At 64.8% G+C, this 19,913-nt stretch carries 17 protein-coding genes; 2 read left to right on the top strand and 15 right to left on the bottom strand.

Features of this window, described 5'->3' with window-relative positions:
* The 8 genes from NWE53_RS28740 to NWE53_RS28705 all read right to left on the bottom strand — a co-directional run bounded on the left by NWE53_RS28740 (nucleotide 1) and on the right by NWE53_RS28705 (nucleotide 9,042).
* Complete coding sequence (locus NWE53_RS28740) at nucleotides 1–879, bottom strand: branched-chain amino acid ABC transporter permease (protein ID WP_265055131.1); 879 nt, start codon at nucleotides 877–879, stop codon at nucleotides 1–3.
* Nucleotides 872–1,687 carry an ABC transporter ATP-binding protein gene (locus NWE53_RS28735; protein WP_265055130.1) on the bottom strand — a complete coding sequence of 272 codons (816 nt, stop codon included), beginning with the start codon at nucleotides 1,685–1,687 and terminating at the stop codon, nucleotides 872–874. Before NWE53_RS28735 ends, NWE53_RS28740 begins: the two co-directional genes overlap by 8 nt.
* Entirely contained in the window at nucleotides 1,684–2,649 is a 966-nt protein-coding gene (locus NWE53_RS28730) for a branched-chain amino acid ABC transporter permease (RefSeq protein ID WP_265055129.1), read from the bottom strand. Before NWE53_RS28730 ends, NWE53_RS28735 begins: the two co-directional genes overlap by 4 nt.
* Nucleotides 2,618–3,385, bottom strand: a complete 768-nt coding sequence (locus tag NWE53_RS28725) for an ABC transporter ATP-binding protein (protein WP_265055128.1) — start codon at nucleotides 3,383–3,385, stop codon at nucleotides 2,618–2,620. Before NWE53_RS28725 ends, NWE53_RS28730 begins: the two co-directional genes overlap by 32 nt.
* Nucleotides 3,382–4,521 carry an ABC transporter substrate-binding protein gene (locus tag NWE53_RS28720; RefSeq protein ID WP_265055127.1) on the bottom strand — a complete coding sequence of 380 codons (1,140 nt, stop codon included), beginning with the start codon at nucleotides 4,519–4,521 and terminating at the stop codon, nucleotides 3,382–3,384. The genes NWE53_RS28725 and NWE53_RS28720 overlap by 4 nt, the downstream gene beginning before the upstream one ends.
* 83 nt (nucleotides 4,522–4,604) lie before the next feature.
* Nucleotides 4,605–6,155 (bottom strand): hydantoinase B/oxoprolinase family protein, encoded by a 1,551-nt coding sequence (locus NWE53_RS28715; protein WP_265055126.1) that lies wholly within the window; start codon nucleotides 6,153–6,155, stop codon nucleotides 4,605–4,607.
* 24 nt (nucleotides 6,156–6,179) lie between these two features.
* Nucleotides 6,180–8,243 carry a hydantoinase/oxoprolinase family protein gene (locus NWE53_RS28710; protein WP_265055125.1) on the bottom strand — a complete coding sequence of 688 codons (2,064 nt, stop codon included), beginning with the start codon at nucleotides 8,241–8,243 and terminating at the stop codon, nucleotides 6,180–6,182.
* Between the two features lie 4 nt (nucleotides 8,244–8,247).
* Nucleotides 8,248–9,042 carry an IclR family transcriptional regulator gene (locus NWE53_RS28705; protein WP_265055124.1) on the bottom strand — a complete coding sequence of 265 codons (795 nt, stop codon included), beginning with the start codon at nucleotides 9,040–9,042 and terminating at the stop codon, nucleotides 8,248–8,250.
* A 455-nt stretch (nucleotides 9,043–9,497) separates the two neighbouring features.
* Here NWE53_RS28705 and NWE53_RS28700 point away from each other — a divergent pair, with 455 nt between their 5' ends.
* Nucleotides 9,498–10,124 (top strand): tyrosine-type recombinase/integrase, encoded by a 627-nt coding sequence (locus NWE53_RS28700; RefSeq protein ID WP_265055123.1) that lies wholly within the window; start codon nucleotides 9,498–9,500, stop codon nucleotides 10,122–10,124.
* A 367-nt stretch (nucleotides 10,125–10,491) separates the two neighbouring features.
* Here NWE53_RS28700 and NWE53_RS28695 read toward each other — a convergent pair whose 3' ends face one another.
* The 6 genes from NWE53_RS28695 to NWE53_RS28670 form a co-directional block, all read right to left on the bottom strand.
* Complete coding sequence (locus tag NWE53_RS28695; protein ID WP_265055122.1) at nucleotides 10,492–11,292, bottom strand: enoyl-CoA hydratase/isomerase family protein; 801 nt, start codon at nucleotides 11,290–11,292, stop codon at nucleotides 10,492–10,494.
* 22 nt (nucleotides 11,293–11,314) lie between these two features.
* Nucleotides 11,315–12,976: an AMP-binding protein gene (locus NWE53_RS28690; protein WP_265055121.1), complete on the bottom strand. Its 1,662-nt coding sequence runs from the start codon at nucleotides 12,974–12,976 to the stop codon at nucleotides 11,315–11,317.
* 1 nt (nucleotide 12,977) lies between these two features.
* Complete coding sequence (locus NWE53_RS28685; RefSeq protein WP_265055120.1) at nucleotides 12,978–13,778, bottom strand: ABC transporter permease; 801 nt, start codon at nucleotides 13,776–13,778, stop codon at nucleotides 12,978–12,980.
* Nucleotides 13,775–14,575, bottom strand: coding sequence for an ABC transporter permease (locus tag NWE53_RS28680; RefSeq protein ID WP_265055119.1), 801 nt, complete (start codon nucleotides 14,573–14,575; stop codon nucleotides 13,775–13,777). Before NWE53_RS28680 ends, NWE53_RS28685 begins: the two co-directional genes overlap by 4 nt.
* A 128-nt stretch (nucleotides 14,576–14,703) precedes the next feature.
* The gene (locus tag NWE53_RS28675) at nucleotides 14,704–15,753 is read right to left on the bottom strand and encodes an ABC transporter substrate-binding protein (RefSeq protein WP_265055118.1); all 1,050 of its coding nucleotides are present in this window, start codon (nucleotides 15,751–15,753) and stop codon (nucleotides 14,704–14,706) included.
* Between the two features lie 30 nt (nucleotides 15,754–15,783).
* On the bottom strand, nucleotides 15,784–16,839 hold the full coding sequence (locus NWE53_RS28670; RefSeq protein WP_265055117.1) for an ABC transporter ATP-binding protein: 1,056 nt from the start codon (nucleotides 16,837–16,839) through the stop codon (nucleotides 15,784–15,786).
* Nucleotides 16,840–16,953: 114 nt separating this feature from the next.
* Here NWE53_RS28670 and NWE53_RS28665 point away from each other — a divergent pair, with 114 nt between their 5' ends.
* Nucleotides 16,954–17,676: a TetR/AcrR family transcriptional regulator gene (locus NWE53_RS28665; RefSeq protein WP_265055116.1), complete on the top strand. Its 723-nt coding sequence runs from the start codon at nucleotides 16,954–16,956 to the stop codon at nucleotides 17,674–17,676.
* A 120-nt stretch (nucleotides 17,677–17,796) separates the two neighbouring features.
* Here NWE53_RS28665 and NWE53_RS28660 read toward each other — a convergent pair whose 3' ends face one another.
* Nucleotides 17,797–19,896: an acetate--CoA ligase family protein gene (locus tag NWE53_RS28660; protein ID WP_265055115.1), complete on the bottom strand. Its 2,100-nt coding sequence runs from the start codon at nucleotides 19,894–19,896 to the stop codon at nucleotides 17,797–17,799.
* Nucleotides 19,897–19,913: the final 17 nt, after the last annotated feature.

The following is a 19,913-nucleotide window of genomic DNA, read 5'->3' as shown; positions in this document are numbered from 1 at the left end:
TCATTTGGCGGCGCCGAGGATTCCCGACGGGCGGATGAACAGGAACAGCAGCAACACCGACAGCGCTGCGACATTCTTCAATCCGGCGCCGAAGCCAACGATGGCGAGCGCCTGGAGCAGGCCGAGCAGCAGCCCGCCCAGAAAGGCGCCGAAGGGCCGGCCGAAGCCGCCGACGATCGCGGCGATGAAGCCGCTGATCGCGAAGGGCACGCCGACATTGAAGGCGGTGTACTGCGTCGGCGTGATCAGGATGCCGGCGATGGCGCCGAGCGCTGCGCTCAGCGCGAAGGCCAGCGCCAGCATGCGCGAGACCGGTATGCCCTGCAGCGCCGCCGCCTCGCGGTTGATCGAGCAGGCGCGCATCGCCTTGCCGGTCTTGGTGAGGCCGAAGAATGCGGCCAGCAAGCCCACGATCGCGACCGACCCGCCGACGATCCAGATCAGCTGGAAGCCGATCGCGACACCGCCGATCATCAGGGGTGGCCGGTCGGTGAAGACGGGCAGGGTCTTGGGCTGGTCTCCGACCGCGATCAGGGTGAGCCGTTCCAGCACGATCTGCGCGGCCAGCGTCGCCAGGATCATGACGAACATCGTCGCCTTGCGGTTCCAGAGCGGCCGGACCACCACCCGCTCAATGGCGACACCAAGCAGCGCGACCGCCACGATCGCGATCAGGGCGGCCAGCGGCAGGGGCACGCCGTTCCGGGCGAACAGCATGTGGGTGATCATGCCGCCGAGCATTACGAACGCGCCCTGCGCGAAGTTCACGATGCCGCTGGCGTTGTAGATCACGCAGAAGCCGATGCCGATCAGCCCGTAGACGCAGCCGATGCCCAGCCCGCTGACCAGGACCTGCGGGATGTAGGACCAGTCAACCACGGGCCGTCTCCTGAACGTCGGGCGTTGCCGAAGCCGCATCCGTGGCAGGCTTGCCCGTGCCGAGATAGGCCGCGATCACGGTCGGGTTGGCGCGCACCTCGGCGGGCGTGCCCTCGGCGATCTTGCGGCCGAAATCGACCACCACGACGCGGTCGGCCGTATTCATCACCAGTGTCATGTCGTGCTCGATCAGGAGGACGCTGGTGCCCTCCTCGGCGATGCGGCGGACGATCTGTGCCAGCGCGGCCGATTCCTCAGTGTTGAGGCCGGCCGCTGGCTCATCGAGCAGGATGAGCCGCGGCCCCGCAGCCATGGCCCGTGCGAGCTCGAGCATACGCTGGCGGCCATAAGGCAGGCCGAAAGCAGGCTCGTCCGCAAAGGCCGACAGCCCGGCGAAGGCAAGCAGCTCGCGCGCCCGTGCATCGACTGCCGCCTCTTCCTCGCGGGCAGAGGCAGGCCGCAGCAGTGCCCCGAACAGGCCCGCGCTGCCCCGCAGATGGCAGCCGACCTTGACGTTGTCGAGCACGCTGAGATCGTCGAACAACTTGACCAGCTGGAAGGTTCTGACCAGTCCGGCTGCGGCGATAGCGGCCGGGGGGCGGCCGGTGATGTCGGCGCCTTCGAACAGGATGCGGCCAGCGCTGGGCGGCAGGGAGCCCGCGATCAGGTTGAACAGCGTCGTCTTGCCGGCGCCGTTCGGGCCAATGATAGCCGTGACACCCTCCGTGGGCACCTCGAACGAGACGTTGTCGACCGCGACCAGCCCGCCGAAACGGCGCGTCACGCCTTCCAGGCGAAGCCGGCTCATGAACGACCTCGCGGCGAAAACAGGCTGGCGAGGCCGCGCGGCGCATAGATCAGCAGCAGGATCAGCGCTGCGCCATAGGCGAGGTCCTGATAGTCCTTGAAAGCACGGAACGTCTCGGGCAGCAGGCTGACGATCAGCGCCCCGACTAAGGGTCCGGCGACCGTGCCGATGCCGCCGACATAGAGCATGGTGAAGGTGACGATGACCATGTGCAGGCCGAAGACCTCCGGGCTGACGAAGCCAACGAAATGGACGAAGAGCGAGCCCGCCAGCGCCGCGAAACCGGCCGAGAGCAGGAAGGCTGCGAGCTTGTAGCGCGCGACATCGATGCCGAGCGCGACCGCCGCCTCCTCGCTGCCCGCCACGGCGGATAGTGCGCGGCCAAAGCGCGAGCGGCGGATGCGGGCGGCGGCGAAGAGACTGACGGCGACGACCAGCGACAGCAGGATGAGCTGCCCACGGTCGGAGGTGATTTCGTAGGGACCGATCCCGAAAGGCGGGATGCCGGAGATGCCCATATAGCCCTGGGTCACCGATTGCCATTCGACCGTGATCTCATAAGTGATGAGCCCGATTGCCAGCGTGCCCATGGCGAGGTAGTGGCCTTTGAGCCTGAGCGCGGGGTATCCGACGATCGCGGCGGCCAGGACGGCGGCGGCAATGCCCAGCGCCATGGCGGGCAGAGGGCTCCAGCCATAGGTCGCCGTCAGCACCGCGGATAGATAGCCGCCGATGGCGGCGAAGGCGTTCTGTCCGAACGAAACCTGCGCGGCGAAGCCCATGAACAGGTTCAGCCCGGTGACGAAGACCGCATAGATGAGCGCGAAGGAGACCACGGTCGCAGCATAGCCACCGACGAACATGGCATAGCCGACGACGAGCACGGCGAAGAGCCAGGGCAGCTGGCCGACCAGCCTGAACGGGCGCCGTTCAGGCGAAGTAATGCTGGGCGAGATCGTCATGGGAGGTGATGTCACGCGGATCGAGTTCGGCGACGATGCGCCCGAGCGAGAGCAGGTAGACGCGGGAGGCGAGTTCAAGCGCCAGCGGCGCCTTCTGCTCGACCAGCACGATCGCCAGCCCTTCGCGGTTCAGGAGGCCGAGCGTCTCCAGGATCTCCCCGGTGACGCGCGGCGCGAGGCCGAGCGAGGGCTCGTCCAGCAGCAGAAGTCTCGGACCGGACATCAGCGCACGGCCGAGCGCGAGCATCTGCTGCTCGCCACCGGACATCGAGCCCGCGGCCTGGCCGAGCCGTTCCTTGAGGCGCGGGAACAGCGTCAGCACGCGCTCGCGCCGTCGGGCGAACTCGGCCTTGTCGCGCAGGCGATAGGCGCCGAGTTCGAGATTGTCGGAGACGCTCATCGGCGCGAACAGGCCGCGCCCCTCCGGCACCAGCACGATGCCGCGCGATGCAACCGCGACAGGATCACGCCGAGGCAGCGCCTCGCCCCGGAAGCGGACCTCCCCGTCATTGGCGGAGAGCCCCATGATCGCGCGCAGCAAGGTCGACTTGCCGGCACCGTTGGGCCCGAGAACGGCGACGAGCTCGCCCTCGCCGATGTGCAGGTCGATCCCATGCAACGCATGGATATGGCCGTAGCGTGCCGACAGGCCGGTCGCAGCCAGGATCGCCGGAGCCGTGCTCGCCATCGGCGCGGCGGTGCTCGCATCGGCCTTGGCCGCGACGGCGAGGCTCATTGCACCACCTTGACCTTGCCGCTCTGGATGGTGGCGAGCACGAAGGGGTTCTCGGTAATGCCCTGGTGCAGGTCCGGCCGGAAGTTGTAGATGCCGGTCGTACCTTGGAAGCCGGTCAGCTCCTCATAGGCACCGCGCACCTTCTCGCCCTCGATGGACTTGCCCTTCTCGATGGCGGCGACGGTCAGCATGACGCCGTCCCAGCCGCGCGAGGCCCAGTTCGGGTCGCGGTCCTTGAATTTCTCGCGCCAGGGATCGAGGAAGGCCTTGATGTTCGTCTTGAGAGCGCCCTCCGGCAGTGCCTCGTAGACCTGCGAGGGCGAGGCGACGAAGAAGAACTTGTCGCCCAGAACCTCTGCGACCGGACCGAACACGGCGAGGTCCTCGAGGCTCGTCAGCAGCAGCATGTCAGCGCCGAGCTGCTTGATGTTCTTGGCCGCGGTGAGCGTGGTGCCGCCCAGCCCGATCTTCAGGATCGCGCCGGCACCTGCAGACCGCGCCTTGCTGATCTGGACACTCAGATCGGCATCGTCCTGCTTGTATTGATCGACCGAGACGACCTCGAGGCCGTATTTGGCCGCGTTGCGCTCTGCCACGCCTTTCTGGAGATTGGCGTAGGGGGTCGGGTCGTGCAGCACCGCGATCTTGCGAACTTGAGTCTTTTCCTTGAGGTATTCCAGGCGCTTGTCGACTTCGAAGCCGGCCGGCGGCAGGGTGGTGAAGGCCCAGGGCAGATGCTCGGCCTGCTGCGGCAGGATCGAGCACAGCATCATCGGCACCTTGGCCCGCAGCAACAGTCCCGCCGCCGCGAAATTGCCGGCCGAGACACAGCCGCTGACAAAGACATCGACCTTGTCGGAGCTGAGCATCTTTCGATAGACGGTCACCGCTTCCTGAGGCTCCGAGCGGTTGTCCTCGACAACCACCTGGATCTTGCGGCCCATCACGCCGCCCTTGGCGTTCACCGCGGCAGCCGCCAGCTCGACGCCGTCGCGCCAGGCGCGGTCGACGGTCGCTGCGTAGCCGGTCAGGCCGGCCGAGACGCCGATCTTGTAGGGTTCCTGTGCGCTGACAGGTGCGGCGCCGGCTATCGCCAGGCTTGCGACGAGGCCCGCCGCAAAAAATGTCTGCTTCATCATATGTCCTCCCGGTTCCCTCTGGTTCTGTCCGGTCACCCCGATGCGGGGCGCCGGCTTTTCTTGTCTTCTGGAAATCGTCGTCAGGCTGTCGGCTTGCCGTAGCCTCCTCCGCCGGGCGTCTCGAGCAGCACGACATCGCCGGCCTGCATCGTCAGCTTTTTGGCCTCGCTGACGGGTTTGCCGTTGACGAGGAAGCGGCCCGGCGCACCCGACAGCCCGCCATCGATGCCGTCCGGACCCCGTTCGAGTCGGCTCGGCACGGCATTGAGCAGCCAGGCATGGTCGGTGTGCATGTGGAACTGGATGATCTGGCCGTCCCCCCCCTGCATCCGGCCCTTGCCGCCCGAGCCTGGACGCAGCTCCTTGCGGTCGAAGACGATCGGCATCGTTGCTTCGAGGATTTCGATCGGGACCGCCGCGACGCCAGTGGGATAGCAGGTCGCGCTGGGGCCCGGCTTGCCGGCGCGCGCACCCATGCCGCCGGAATAGTTGAACATCGACGAGGTGAAGGGCTCGCCGCTCGCCTTGCGACCCTGGATCTGGATGGTCCAGACCGCGCCTGAGCCTTCCGCCAGCACGCGCTCCGGCATGACCTGATGCAGCGCCTTCAGGATCGGCATCGGCACATACATGCCCACGACATGGCGCGCATTGACCGGCGCCGGATAGGCGCAGTTGATGATCGAGCCGACCGGCGCGCGCACCTCGATCGGCGCCAGCGACCCGGCGTTGTTCGGCAGATCCGGATTGAGGCAGGAGCGGATCGCGAAGGTCGAATAGGCGTGCGTGTAGTTCAGCACCACGTTGATGCCGGTGGTCGTCTGCGGGGACGACCCGTCGAAATCGACGATGATCGAGCCGTTCTCGGCATCGACGGTGACGGCGGTCTTCAGCGTAATGACCTCGCCGCCGGGCACGTCGAAGACGGCCTCGCCGTGATAGGTGCCGGGCTTGAGCTTGCGGATCGCATTGCGCGTCGCTTCTTCCGAGCGGTTGATGATCTCGTCCGACAAGCCCTCGATGTCGTTGATGCCATAGCGTTCGCACAACGTGATCAGGTGCTCGGCCGCCGCCTCGCCTGAGGAAACCTGCGCCGAGAGGTCCCCGAAGACGGCATCGGGCGTGCGCACGTTGCGGCGGATGATGTCGTGCAGCATCTCGCTCGGCTTGCCACGCTCATAGAGCTTGAGTGGCGGGATCCAGAGGCCTTCCTCATGCACGTCGCGGGCGCCGGCGCCGATGCCGTAGCCGCCGATATCGGTGTGGTGGATGGTCGAGCCGATATAGGCGAGCAGCTTCGCGCCGTCGAAGATCGGCGTCAGGATGGTGATGTCGAAGAAATGCCCGGCCGAGAGCCAGGGATCATTGGTGATCAGCACGTCGCCTGGCTCACAACGCCTCTCGAACAGGCGCACGAGATGCGCGCCGGCGATGGCGAGCGAGTTTATGTGGCCGGGCGTACCGGTATTGGCCTGCGCCACCATGCGCCCGCGCCGGTCGAACAGAGCGCAGGCGAGGTCGCCGGCTTCGCGCACGATCGGGCTGAAGGCGATGCGTTGCAGCGCCTTGGCCCGCTCGTTTACGATACCGATGAGGTTCGACCAGAGGATTTCGAGTTCAACTCCGTCCATGGGCTGTGAACTTGCCATCGGGTTTCAGCCTTTCGTGGCAACGATGCAGCCGAGCGCGTCGATCGTCGCGCTCCAGCCGGGCGGCAGCGCGGTGGTGGTCTCGCGCTCCTCGATGATGGCAGGGCCAGAGATGGTCTGGCCGGTGGCGAGCGCCGAGCGCTCGTAGACTGGAACGGACTGGCCGTCCTCCCAGGCATGAACGGCGCGATGGCGCTTGGGCGCACCGGCCGCGATCTGCGCTCTGGCCTGGCCGTCGAAATGAGGCAGCGGGCCGCGCGCGACGACCCGCCAGGTCACGAGCTCGATCGGCACATGCGAGGGGTTGACGCCGTAGAGGGTGCGATAGGCAGCCTCGAACTGAGCAGTCAGCGCTGCACTGTCGCGGCTCTGGCGCGGGTCGGTTTCGAAAATGACCGTGACCTCATGCTGCTGGCCGACATAGCGCATGTCGGCGCCGACAAGGATCGTGACGTCGGAGGCGGCGCAGCCGGATTCGCCGAGTGCCGTCAGTCCTTCGCTCGCGAGCTCGCCGATCACGCGGTCGGCACGCGCCCAGTCGAGCTGGTCGACCCGAGTCAGGTCGCTGCGCACGAGATCGAGCCGGACGGGTGTGACCAGCGTGCCGAAAGCGGAGAGCACGCTGGACTGCGGTGGCACGATCACGCTTGTGCTCTGGAGTAGATCTGCAACGCCGCAGGCGTGAAGCGGGCCTGCGCCACCGAAGGCGAAGAGCGGCAGACCCCGATAGTCGACACCACGATCGGTCGCATGGGTGCGCGCCGCCGAAGCCATCGCCTCCGTGACGATGCGGTAGATGCCCCGCGCCGCCTGCACGGGATTGAGGCCGAGCGCATCGCCGAGCCGCGCTATCGCGCCATCGCAAGCCGCCTTGTCGAGCGACATGTCGCCGCCCAGGAAGTTCTCGGCGTCGATCAGGCCCAGAACGAGGTCGGCATCGGTGACCGTCGCGTTTTGACCACCGCGGCCGTAACAGGCCGGGCCGGGATTGGAGCCCGCGCTTTCGGGACCAACCTTGAGCAGGCCTAGATCGTCGACATGGGCGATGCTGCCGCCGCCTGCGCCGATCTCGATCAGGTCGATCGAGGGCACGGTGACTGGCAGGCCGCTGCCCTCCCGGAAGCGGTAGCGACGGTCGACCTCGAACAGCCCGGTGATCAGCGGAGTGCGGTTCTCGATCAGGCAGGCCTTGGCGGTGGTGCCGCCCATGTCGAAGGACATCAGCCGGTCGATGCCAAGGAGTTCGGCATAGTGGCAAGCTGCGAGCGCGCCGGCCGCCGGGCCGCTCTCGATCATCCGCACCGGGTTGCGGCCCGCCGTCTCGGCCCCGACAACACCGCCGGAGGAGAGCATGATCAGCGGGGTGTTCGCGAAGCCCTCGACCCGCAGCCGGTCGCTCAGGCGCTTGAGATAGGGCTGCGAGATCGGCATCGCATAGGCGTTCACGGTCGCCGTCGAGGCGCGCTGGTACTCACGGATCTGCGGCGCGACCTCGGCCGAGGTGCAGATGAAGACGTCGTTGAGCTCGCGCGACAGGGCGGCCGCGACCAGCCCCTCGTTGTCGGGATTCGCGAAGCTGTTCAGGAAGCAGATCGCAACGGCGCGCGCGCCGCTGGCCCGGATTTCCGCCGCGAGTTCGGCAATGTCTTGCGGGCTCGGCGCGAGCGCAACCGTGCCGTCCGCCAGGACGCGCTCTTTCAACCCGAAAGTCAGCTCGCGCGTGACCAGGGGCTCGGGAAACTCGATCTGCGGATCGTACATGTCGTAGCGATGCTCGTTGCGGATCGACAGCACATCGCGAAAACCCTCGGTGACAACGAGCGCCGTCGGCAGTCCCTTGCGTTCGATAAGCGCATTGGTGACGACCGTGGTGGCATGCACCACGACGCCATCGACCGCGTCCGCGGCGACGCCGGCCTTCCCCAGCACGGAGTCCACGCCCCGGAAAAAGCCTTCCAAGAGGTCGTGATGCGTGGTCAGCGTCTTGTCGACGCTCAAGCCCCCGCGGGAGTCGCGCAATACGATATCGGTGAAGGTGCCGCCGATATCGACGGCCAGCGAATAGGTCATGTTCTCAGTCTTTCCAGGTCAAGCCACGCGAGATACGTGCGGCGCTGCCGACGACCTCACGGATCTGTTCGGGATCGGGAACGGGCGGAATGAACTGCGTCGCACCGACGATGGCGATCGAGCCGACGAGAAGCTTGCGGTGGTCGAAGACGGGTGCGGCCAGCGTGTTGACGCCGGTGATCACCTCGTCGGGCGCCGTCGCCCAGCCGCGGGCGCGGACGGCATCGAGATCGGCGATCAGCGCATCTCGCGAGACGATCGTCGCCGGCGTCCAGGCCTCGAGCGGACCGTTGGCGATGGCGGTCGCGCGCTGCTGGGGACCGAAGGTGAGCCAGATCTTGCCGTGCGCGCTGGCATGGAAGGCGAGCCGCGTGCCCGGCCTCGTGGCAAATTCGATGAGCGTACGCCCCTGGATCAGTTCGAGGACGATAAGCTCGTCATCGACCGCAGCGCAGACCGTCACGGCTTGGCCGGTGCGGTCGCGCAAGGTCATCAGTTCCTCGCGCGCGGCGCTGACGATGTCGAAGCGCTGACGCAGCGACTCGCCCAGCACGACCAGCTTGATGCCGGCGTCATAGCGGCCCGTTTCCGGATCCTGCCGCACGAAGCCGTGGCGCTGCAGCGTTACCAAGTGCCGATAGATCGTCGCCTTCGACGCGGAGAGCGCCTCGGCGATCTGGGCCAGCGAAGCCGGGCGGCTCTGCTGCACCAGATACTCGACCGCGTGAAGTGCGAGATCGAGCGTGCTGGTGCCGGCAGGCGGAGGCTTCCCCGCAGCTTTTGGCAAATCCGTCGACAAGAGCGTTCCTCGTGTTTCATTTTATATAATGAAACGTCATTTTATTATTTGATACGCTATGGGTTAACTGCGGCGCCTGTCAAGCGTCGGCCGAGGCTGCGATGTCCGGAGCGGCGAAACATTTGGGTTAGCGCATCGATCGGTCGGCGATGCTGATGAAGCGCGCAGCCTCTGCGAACATCAGCAGCCAAACGAAGCAGCGCTTCCGGCCCGCCCGCTCGAACTATGACGCCAGGCTCAAACGAAGTGGCCCAACCATCACTTAGGTCCGCAAAGGATCGCCAACGGACCGCGCTAATGGACAGCCCCCGAATGTCCGCTGCCGGGCAACCACCCGATGTCCGCAATTGGCGCAAGCTGCGCTCCTCCCTGCGGTTTTCACCACGAGGCGTTAGAAACCCGTCCGCATTTGATAGAATTTTCCAGGATGCGGCGTCCCAAGAAGGGGATCTGCCATGGATATCCAGGCGCATAACCAACAGCCTCATCAGGCGTGGAACCTCGGTCGTATCATCGGACCGAAGCCGCCTCTGAAGCCAAAGCATATCTGGGCGTTGCGAACCCGACTTCAGCATGAGGGGCGGACCCGCGATCTCGCCATGTTCAATCTTGCGATCGACAGCAAGCTGCGCGGGTGCGATCTCGTTCGCCTTCGTGTCGCCGATATCGTCCTCGGAGGCACCGTTCGCCTCCGAACCGCAATCGTTCAGCAGAAGACGGGGCGGCCGGTACCATTCGAACTGACGGACTCAGCCCGCGAAGCGCTTACTGCCTGGCTTAGAACGCGAGGTTCCCGAGAAGACGACTGGCTTTTCCCGAGCCGTAGCCGGCAGGGCGATCACATTACAACGCGCCAGTACGGCCGCCTTCTGGACAGCTGGGTAGCGCTGATCGGATTGGATCCAGCGCTCTACGGGACGCACAGTCTCCGGCGAACGAAGGTTGCGCTGATCTATAAGCGCACGGGCAATCTACGCGCCTGCCAGCTTCTTCTAGGCCACACAAAACTGGAAAGCACCGTGCGCTACCTCGGTATCGAGGTCGACGACGCGCTTCTCCTTTCGGAGCAAACGGACCTATGAGCTTTGGCACGGCGGGCTCCCGCCGTGCTCCTTCCGCCGTTCGGCCAACGGCAAACTCGGGTGGGAAGTTGAACTTCGCGACCGCCGCTGCAAACGCACTGATCGCGCCATAAGCGGACCTTGGCTGGCTGCCCGGAAGCGGACATTCCGCGGTCGGGTCAACTCATGCCAACCACAGCATTCCTTGAAATGCGGGCGTCCAGCAGCATCAGAGCATCAGCCCGGCTAGCATGCGGCCTTAGACTACTCATTCACAAGGAGATCCGATGGATCCATGGTCCTTCGGATCTCCGAACACATTTTATAGAATTTAGATCAATCGCCACGCGCTAAATGATCTGAATATCGAGAGTATATAATTTAGTTTTCAGATTTTTTCTTTATATAAAAAAGATTCAACCTTTTCTTCGCCATTGTAAGCCAGTCGCTGCATGCGATAGAGGTTCTTCACGTAATCCAACGCGTCCTGCCGCGACATGTCCATGCAGCGGACCGAAGCTTCCATCTCGACGCGCAGCGCGAGAAGGGGGTGACGCGCGATGCGCGCTGCATATTCCTCCGCCTTTGCCAGAACCTGATCGGATGGCACGACAGCGTTCACCAAGTTTGCTCTCAAGGCATCCTGCGCGGACAGCGGATCTCCGGTGAGAAGCATCTCCATCGCAACGGTGTGCGGCAGGAAATGGGAAAGCCGGGTCGAACCGCCTGCGCCACCCATGCCGTAGGCGATCTCGGGGAAGCCGAACTTCGCATCCTCAGACGCCACGCGGATATCGGTGAGATGGCTGAGATAGATCATGCCCTGGCCGTAGCAATAGCCGCGCACGGCCCCGACGATCGGCTTGAACCGGTTGAGCGACAGGACCTCCCGCGACCAACTGAAGGTATCGGGCTCGCCTTCGGCGACGCGGTGCTTGGGCGCCAGATAATAGGTGAGCTCGTCCATCGGCGTGGCGAACTTAGCGTAGTCGTTCTTGATGTCGTCGCCTGCTGAGAAGGCGCGGTCTCCGGCCCCCTGGAGAATCCCGACGCGTACCTCGTCATCGGCGAGGAACTCGAGCATCATCTGGTAGAACTGCTTGTGCATGGCCGGGGTCATCGGATTAACCGAGCCGTTCCGGATTGTGAAATAGCCGATCTTGCCACGGCGCTCATATTCGAAAGGCATGTGTCTGTTCCTCTTGTAGGCCTCAGAGCCACTCATTGGTGACGCGATCGAAACTGCCGGCGCGCAGGTCGGGCTTCTCGGCAATCAGCTTCTGCTTGGCGATTTTTTCGGAGGGCGTCTTCGGCAAAGCCTCGCGATATTCGAGGTAGCGCGGCGTCTTGAAGGGCGCCAGGCGGGACTTGCAGTGCGCGAAGATCATCTCGGGGGAGGCCTGCGCCGCCGAGACGCCGGGCTGCAGGACGATATAGGCCTTCACCTCCTCGCCGCGTGCAGGATCCTTGACGCCGACGACGGCGGCCTCGAGCACTTCGGGCATCTCGGCCAGGGCGGCCTCGACCTCGCGGGCGGCGATGTTCTCGCCGCTTCTCCGGATCATGTCCTTGAGCCGCCCCACGATATAGTGGAAGCCCTGCGCGTCGCGCCAGAACAGGTCCCCGGTGCGGAACCAGTCGCCGCGGAAGGCGGCTTGGTTCGCCTCGGGCTTGCGATAATAGCCCTGCATGATGCCGGGGCCGCGAATGCAAAGCTCGCCTATCTCGCCATCCGGCACGACATTGCCATCGGCGTCGGTGATCTGCGCCTCGCGAAACGGCGCGACCATACCGCAGGAGCCCGAGCCGACCATGTGATAGGCTTCTCTGGGCAGGAACAGCGCCGATCCGACCTCGGTCATGCCGAAGGATTCACGCGCCACGGTGCCGAAGCGGCGCTCGAAATCAGCGTGGAAATCCTTGTTGAAGCCGAATATCGAGACCCGCTTCAGCTCATTTTCCGCATCGAGCGGGTCGGGCGGCTGCTGGTAGATGATCTCGGGGAACAGGCAGTAATGGATCTGGTAGCGGCGGGCCCAGTCCAGGAAACGGGTCGCGCTGGCGCGGCGTGCGACGAAGATCTGCCCGCCGACCCGCATCGCCATCAAGGTCAGCCATTGCGGGTCCATGTAGAAGAAGGGCTGCGCAGCCAGGATGTTCTTCGGATTTTCCGCCTCGCCTCCTCGCATGGCCGCCACCAGCGATATGGTGAGCCAGTAGCGATGCGTCAGCATGCAGCCCTTCGGGAAGCCCGTCGTGCCGGAGGTGTACTGGATGTTGACGATGTCATCGAGTTCGGGCTGAGGCAGGCCCTGCGGAAGGGCAGGGGCATTCGCGTCGATCCGCGCATAGCCATCGGCGCCGGTACCCGCGTCGTCGCCGATCAGGAAGACCGCCGATTTCGGCAACGGTGCGGCATCCCCCAGCGCCTCGTAGGCCGGCAGGCAGCTGGCATGGACGACCAGGTGGGCGGCCTGCGAATCCGTCAGGACATAATCGAGCTCGCGGCCGGTATAGCCGATATTGACTGGCACCATGACGGCGCCAAGCGTGGCGAGCGCCAGCCAGGTGACGGGGAATTCGGGGATGTTCGGCAGCATGACCGCGACATGCGTGCCCATGCGCACCCCCGCGGCATAGAGGCCGGCCGCGGTCCGATCGATTGCCGCTTTGGCCTGCGCATAGCTCGCGACCCCGCCCTCCTCTTGCTCGAAGAAGGTCCACAGCGTCTGGTCGCCACAGGCCGCGGCGCGCTCGTCGACGAAGGCGCCGAGGTTCCGCGGCAGGGCCGTCGCCTCGATATTGCTGCGCATCCGCTCGACGAGGAGCTTGAGCTCCGACCAGTCGCGCGTTTCGCTAAGGGCTTGCTGCATGTTAGGCCTCGGGGACGGAATGGGTCTGGTATCGGAGTTCGTTGCGGCGCCGAACGATCTCGCCGATCGACATGCCGATGATGCTGACGAGCGTCAGCATGACCGCTACGGCCGGCACGGTGGGATCGAGCTTGAGGCTGAGATCGTTCCAGATGCGGACCGGGAGCGTCTGCAGCCCGCCGGAGATGAAGAGCGTGATGATCAGCTCGTCGAAGGAGGCGAAGAAGGCGAGGATCGCCGATGCGAACATCGCCGGCGTCAGGAAGGGCAGCGCCGTATGGACGAAGGCTCTGGCGGGGCCGGCACCGAGGATGCGCGCGGCGCGTTCGATCGTCATGTCGAAGCGACGCAAGCTCCCGGCGACGATCATCACGACGTAAGGCATCGCGATCAGCGCGTGGGCGAGCGTCAGCGCATAGATGTTGTTCACCAGCCGCCAGCGCAGGAACACGATGTAAAGAGCGAGCGCCAGCACCACCGAGGGGATGATGAGCGGCGCGATGAAGAGGGCCGTCAGCACGCCCTTCGCCCGGAAGTCGGCGCGGACCAGGGCGATCGCCGCCAGGGTGCCGAACAGCAAGCTCAGGATCGTCGCGCCGATGCCAATCTTCAGGCTGACCAGCGTCGCGTCGAGCCAGCTCTGGTCCGTGAAGAACTCCCGGTACCAGCGCAGGGAGAGCGATGTCGGCGGAAATTCGAGGAACTGGCTGTCCGTCAGCGAGATCGGCACGAGAAAGATGAGCGGCAGCAGCAGAAAGCCGGTGACGATCGCGAAATAGACGGCGAGGACGATGCGGGTCATCGAGCGAGCCCGCCAGTCGCGAATTCCGAGCGCTTGCGGGTCAGGCCCCAATAGAACAGCAGGCAGGCGAAGGTGGCGAGCAGCAATGCCGAGGCCATCACCGCCGCGAGATCCCATTTCAGGGTCTTGTGAACCTGCAGGTCGATCAGATTGGCGATCAGAATGCTCGTGCGCCCGCCAAGCAGCGTCGGCGTGACGTAGAAGCCGAGGCATAGGATAAAACAGATGATGCCGCCGGTCGCAGCACCGCTGACGCTGAGCGGGAAGACGACCTTCCAGAAGGCCTGGCGCGGCGTCGCGCCGAGCGAGCGGGCCGCCTTCACCAGATCCCGCTCGACATCGAGGATCGAGGTCAGGCAGGTCAGCACTACGATCGGCAGGAGGATCTGGACCATGCCGACATGGACGGCGACCGGCGTGTAGAGCAGCTGGATCGGCTCGCCCGTGAGGCCGAGGGCCGAGAGCGCCTTGTTCAGGACGCCCTCGCGGCCGAGGAGGATGATCCAGGTGTAGGTCCGGATCAGGATGCTGATCCAGAACGGCAGCAGGATCAGATAGGTCGCCATGACGCGCTTGCGCGGGGCGAGCCCCGCCATGAAATAGGCCATGGGATAGCCCATCACCAGGCAGATCGCCGTCACGGTCGCGGCGGTGACAAAGGTCCTTTGCAGGACGATGATCGACAGCTGCGACGTGTAGATCTGCCGCACCGGCTCGGCCGTGAACGATGTTCCGTCATGCACCGTCAAGGTGAGGACGCCGAACACCGGATAGACGAAAAGGACCGCCGCCAGCACCGTCGCCGGTGCTAGAAGCAGAAGGGTTTTCGTCCATCGAATGCGCATGGCGGCGGCAGACTTTCACGAGGCCCGGCGGTCGAGCCGGGCCAGAGTTGGATCAGGTCGAACTCAGGTCGGGTTCGGGGTCAGATCAGCAGCCATTCGTTCCAGCGGGTGGTGACGGCATCGATGTTCTCGGCCCACCAGGCGCTGTTGAACTCGAACTGCACGGCGGCGTTCTCAGGTGATGTCGGCAAGGTCGCCGCGAAGGCGGGTTCCAGCAGCTCGGTCATGCCGGGCACGAAGCCGGGATAGGGCACCTGCTTGACAAAAGCGGCCGAGGCGACCGGGTCCATCCGGAACTTCATGAAACGCATCGCTTCCTTGGGATGCCGTGCGCCCTTGGGGATGCCCAGATACGACAGCATCAGGGCCCCGCCCTTGAAGGTGATATCGACCGGCTTGCCTTCGTTCTTCAGCGGCGTGATGCGGCCGTTCCAGCAGGAAGTCAGGTTGACTTCGCCATCGATCAGCAGCTGCACATGCTGGGCACCGTTCGTCCACCAGACCGGGATGTGCTTTTTCAGCTGGTCGAGCTTCCTGAAGGCGCGGTCGACGTCGATCGGGTAGAGCTTGTCGGGCGCGACGCCATCGGCGAGCAGGGCGAATTCGAGATTGCCCTTCGGCGAGTTCTCCAGGGAGCGCGGCCCCGGGAAGGCCTTCACATCCCAGAAATCGGCCCAGGATTGCGGCGCCTTGCCCTTGCCGAACTTGTCGGTTCGGAACGCCATCACCGTCGAATAGGATGCGCGCACCATCGCCGTCGGCTGCTTGGCGATGGCCGGCAGCTTGTTGTCGGGGTCGATGATCGCGTAATCGATCGGCATCAGCCAGCCGGCCTTGGTCGCGGTGACGACGTCGTCGCCGTTCAGTTCCGTCAGGTCCCACTCGACATTGCCGGATTCGACCATCGCCTTGAGCTTCGGAAGGCTGACCGGCGCCGTCGGCTTGACCTTGATCCCCGTCTCCTTGGCGAAGGGCTCCTCGAAGATCTTGGTGATCATCGTCGCCAGGGCTCCGCCGGAGCCGTTGACGACGATCGTCGTCTCCTGGGCGAACGAAGGGAATCCGGCCGCCAAGGAAGCCGCTGCCGTGCTGGCCCCGATGCCGAACGCTCGCCTAGTCATCTTGGTCATGACAATTCCCTCTGATATTGTTGATTGTTATCAAGCGGTAAGTGCGACGAGGTCGGCGGTGTCGAGGTCGAAGCCGACCCTGACACCGGCCGGCCGCATCTCCTGCCCCGGTCGGCGCGGCTCGATCGCGGAAATCTCCTTATCCGCGTCAGTCAGCAGCACGTAACGCACGGAGTTGCCGAAGAAGACTGTCTCTTTCAGGCGGGCCGGGTGGGCGCCGCCGCCACCATGGCGAACCCGAACGAGCTCCGGCCGGATCGAAACGAATTCCGCGCCCGAGAGATGGGCGATATCGCCCTGGATGAGGCCAAGGCCTTCCAGGGTCATGCCGCCATTCTCGGCACGCTCCACCATCAGCAAATTATTCGCGCCGACGAATTCGGCCACAAAGCGCGAGCGCGGCCGGTCGTAGAGCTCCTCAGGCGGCCCGACCTGCAAGACGCGTCCCTTGTCCATCACCGCCACCCGGTCTGACAGCGTCAGCGCCTCGCCCTGGTCATGGGTAACGTAGATGACCGTGCATCCGATCTGGCGTTGATAGGCCTTGATCTCGAGCTGGAGCGTCTCGCGCAGCTTCAGGTCGAGGGCCCCGAGCGGCTCGTCCATCAGGAGCACGCGGGGCTCGAACACCACAGCGCGGGCAAAGGCGACCCGTTGCCGCTGGCCGCCCGAGAGCTCGTGCGGCATGCGATCGGCGAGGGCGTCCATCCGCACCATCGCGAGCGCCTTCTCCGAACGGCGCCGGGCTTCGGCGCGCGGAACACCGCGCATTTCAAGGGGGAATGAAACGTTGCGAATGACGCTTCGATGCGGGAACAGCGAATAGCTCTGGAACACCATGCCGATCTGACGCTTCTCGGTCGGCAGGCTGGTGATCGACACGCCGTCGATCAGGATCTCGCCGCTGTCGATGTCGGTGAAGCCGGCCAAGGCGTTGAGCGCGGTGGTCTTTCCCGAGCCGCTGGCGCCGAGCAGGGTCATGAATTCCCCGCGCCCGACATGCATCGAGAAATTCTCTAGCGCGACGAACTTCCCATAGGACTTCCGCACGTTCCGAAAGTCGATCGTCGCACCGGTAGAACTCATCTATTGCGGCTCCTATCGCGGCTATGCGATAAAACTGACGACGATGTCATTTTTTGTCAAGCGTCTTTGGCGGGTGCGATTTGCGCTCCGGCCGGCCGCCCTGATACAAGCGAAATGCGCGGGAAAAACGAGGTTGATTTCTTGAGCGTCGAAGAATTCGATTATGTCTCCTACCTTGAGAAGCGTCTGGCGGCAGCTCACGGCGAAAAGAAAATAATTCGTACCGAGATACAGATTGAGATCGCGACCGCGAAATTGCTTCGTGAGAAGAATTACCATGCGATAACGGTCAATCTGATCGCCAATACGGCGGGAGTCGCGCACGGAACGTTTTACCGTTATTTCACGGACAAGCGCAGCGTCGTCGCCAAGACGATAGCAGATTATTTCAGGTTCGTGCGCGCTTCGCGCCTGCCGATTCCGCGAGACGCTTCGCAGTTCGAGGCCATTCATCAGGCCAATCTGCATTATGTCGAGTGTTTCCGCCGCAATGTCGGGCTGATGCGCTGTCACTTCCGGCTGAAGGACGAGGACGAGGTCATCGCGGAGGTGGGCCGGCATGCGGACGCCGCCATGGTGGACCGCGTCATCGACCGGCTGAGGCGCGAAGGCGAGTTCGATCGCTGGGACCCGGCACGGCTGCGCCTGACGATCTTCTGCCTGATCGGCATGGTCGACGAACTCCTGCTCAAGATCTACAGTCAGACCCAGCCCGCGCTCGCGGAGTTCGAGGACGCCCCCCAACTTGTCGCGACGACGCTGTCGCAGATGTGGTTCTCCGCGATCTATGGCGGCCATGGCTCGCAGGATCCCGGCGACACATCGAGCCGCGTCTGACAGGCGCGGGGGTAGGCCAAACCGGGACTATCGCGCTTTCCCGGTGATTGTCCTCCGGCACTCCGGCCGGGCCGAAGCGCCGCCTGCGGCTCGAAGCAGGCGACGCTGACGTTTTCAGGGCTATGGTCGACGCACGAAGAGCGCGTCGACGACGCGGACGTCGCCGGTGCCTTTGCGCACGAGCACAGGGTTGAGATCGCAAGCGGCGATGACGTCCCGCAAGTCGCTGGCGAGCTGCGAAAGACGGACGGCAACGTCGACCAGCGGAGCCGTGTCCGTCGGCGCCATCAGATTCCGATAGCCAGACAACTGCCGGCTGAGACGGGTCGTCGCCAGCATCGTCTCGGCTTGCTCGCGATCAAGCGGGCCCAGGGTTGCGGCGCGGTCGGCCAGAAGCTCCACGAGCGTACCGCCGCTTCCGAGCACGATCATTTGGCCGAACGGCGACGCATCGGTGAAGCCGGCCATGGCCTCCACGACGTCGACCAGCTGCTCCTGCATCTCATAGCCGTCGATGGTGGCGTTCGGTAGCGCCTTGCCGATATTTCCGGAGATGGTGGCGATGGCGCCGCGCAGTTCGTCCTCGTCGCCGATGTCCAGGATGACGCCGCCGACATCGGAGCGATGCTGCACATCCCGCGAGGCGACCTTGACCACCATCGGGAACCCGATTTCCTCCACGCGGGCCGCGGCTTCATCCGCATCCTTCACGACGATTGACCTGGTCACCGGGATGCCATAGGCGCGCAAGAGCCGGAACGATAGCGCGGCGTCGAGCGTGTTCGCGGTGCTTTCGATCTCCGCCCTGAGGTTTGCGGCCTGCTCGTTGAAGTCAGACGGCCTTGGGCCGTGCTGGCTGGCCCAGGTGCCGGCCAGTCCCGGCTTGCCAAGCGCGAGATTTCCAACGGCGCGAAGCCCCGGGCTGAGGCCGCGCAGCAACGGAACTCCATGCTCCAGCAGCATAGACCGAACACCGGGGTCGAGATTTTCTGATGTCGGCGAGATCACCACCAGCGGCGTTTCGCTCGACCGGCCTGCCTCGGCATAGACGCCAAGGATATTCATGTAGTTCTGCAGGGTCGCGGGATTCAGGCTCTCCTGCGTGTCCTGCAGCGCGACCACCGCGCCGACATTCGGGTCGTTGAGGACGGCCAGCATCGCATCAGGGGTGTTGCGGTCCTCGAGGTTGACGGTCGCACCGAAATCCACCGGGTTGTTCCCGGCCGTGCCAGGCAAGGCGGCGCGCACGCGGGCGGCCGTCGCGTCGCCGAAAGCCGCGACGGAAACAGCTTGCGCATCCGCGATATCGCAGGCGAGCGCCGTCTGCCCGCCGGAAATCCCGACGATGCCGATGCTGGCGCCACGAACCATCCGCCGTGCCACAGCCGAACATTCCAGCGACGCGATCAACTCGTCGTAATCGGCGACCGTGGCGATGTTGGTCTCGCGGAAGAAACTGTCATAGGCGTCGCGATCGCTGACGAGCGCGCCGGTATGCGCCTGCGTCGCCGCGAGGCCGACATCCGAGCGCCCGACCTTGAGCACGATCAGGGACTTGCCGGCGGCATGGACGCACTCGGCCGCCTCGGCCAGCGCATGCGGCGACTTGATGGATTCCGCGACCACGCCGATGACGCGCGTTTCGTCGTCGTCTGCGAGCCAGCGGATATAGTCCCCGGCCGAGACCTGAAACTCGCTGCCGACGGTCACCACCTTCGATAGCCCGACCACCGTCGAGTTCATCACCGAAATCGCCGCCGAACCCGACTGGGCGACGAGCGCGACATTGCCGGGCTTCAACCGCAGCGACGGCCTGGACGGGTAGAGCGGGATGGAGTCGGTGAAGTTGACCAGGCCCATGCAGTTGGGGCCGTGCACGATGATGCGGCTCCTGGCGCCGAAGGCACGCATGGCCATCTCCTCCTCGTGCGAGAAGCCGTTTGTGAAGACGATGGCCGAGCGGACGGAGCTCGATTCGAGCTCCTGCAGCATGCCCGGCACATGGGCCGCCGGGATCGCGACAATGGCGAGGTCGGTCTCGCCCTTGATGTCGCGGATCGAGTTGATGGCCCGCAGCCCGTCGATCTGATCGGCCTGGGGATGAACCGGCAGGATCTCGCCGGTGTAGCCCCAGGATTTGAGGTTGCTGATGACGACGTTGCCTTGCGTGACGCGCTTGGCGGAAGCGCCGACAATGGCCACCGAGCGGGGCTTGACCATGGGAGTGACGTCAATAT

This window comes from Bosea sp. NBC_00550, from assembly GCF_026020075.1.
Lineage (GTDB): Bacteria > Pseudomonadota > Alphaproteobacteria > Rhizobiales > Beijerinckiaceae > Allobosea.
This window is presented reverse-complemented; position numbering and strand designations above follow the sequence as displayed.

What these genes read in the sequence shown, in the direction of transcription:
- NWE53_RS28735 (WP_265055130.1), bottom strand. Translation starts at nt 1,687, where the DNA reads ATGAGCCGGCTTCGCCTGGAAGGCGTGACGCGCCGTTTCGGCGGGCTG.
- NWE53_RS28730 (WP_265055129.1), bottom strand. Translation starts at nt 2,649, where the DNA reads ATGACGATCTCGCCCAGCATTACTTCGCCTGAACGGCGCCCGTTCAGG.
- NWE53_RS28725 (WP_265055128.1), bottom strand. Translation starts at nt 3,385, where the DNA reads ATGAGCCTCGCCGTCGCGGCCAAGGCCGATGCGAGCACCGCCGCGCCG.
- NWE53_RS28720 (WP_265055127.1), bottom strand. Translation starts at nt 4,521, where the DNA reads ATGAAGCAGACATTTTTTGCGGCGGGCCTCGTCGCAAGCCTGGCGATA.
- NWE53_RS28715 (WP_265055126.1), bottom strand. Translation starts at nt 6,155, where the DNA reads ATGGACGGAGTTGAACTCGAAATCCTCTGGTCGAACCTCATCGGTATC.
- NWE53_RS28710 (WP_265055125.1), bottom strand. Translation starts at nt 8,243, where the DNA reads ATGACCTATTCGCTGGCCGTCGATATCGGCGGCACCTTCACCGATATC.
- NWE53_RS28700 (WP_265055123.1), top strand. Translation starts at nt 9,498, where the DNA reads ATGGATATCCAGGCGCATAACCAACAGCCTCATCAGGCGTGGAACCTC.
- NWE53_RS28695 (WP_265055122.1), bottom strand. Translation starts at nt 11,292, where the DNA reads ATGCCTTTCGAATATGAGCGCCGTGGCAAGATCGGCTATTTCACAATC.
- NWE53_RS28690 (WP_265055121.1), bottom strand. Translation starts at nt 12,976, where the DNA reads ATGCAGCAAGCCCTTAGCGAAACGCGCGACTGGTCGGAGCTCAAGCTC.
- NWE53_RS28685 (WP_265055120.1), bottom strand. Translation starts at nt 13,778, where the DNA reads ATGACCCGCATCGTCCTCGCCGTCTATTTCGCGATCGTCACCGGCTTT.
- NWE53_RS28675 (WP_265055118.1), bottom strand. Translation starts at nt 15,753, where the DNA reads ATGACCAAGATGACTAGGCGAGCGTTCGGCATCGGGGCCAGCACGGCA.
- NWE53_RS28670 (WP_265055117.1), bottom strand. Translation starts at nt 16,839, where the DNA reads ATGAGTTCTACCGGTGCGACGATCGACTTTCGGAACGTGCGGAAGTCC.
- NWE53_RS28665 (WP_265055116.1), top strand. Translation starts at nt 16,954, where the DNA reads ATGCGCGGGAAAAACGAGGTTGATTTCTTGAGCGTCGAAGAATTCGAT.
- NWE53_RS28660 (WP_265055115.1), bottom strand. Translation starts at nt 19,896, where the DNA reads ATGGTCAAGCCCCGCTCGGTGGCCATTGTCGGCGCTTCCGCCAAGCGC.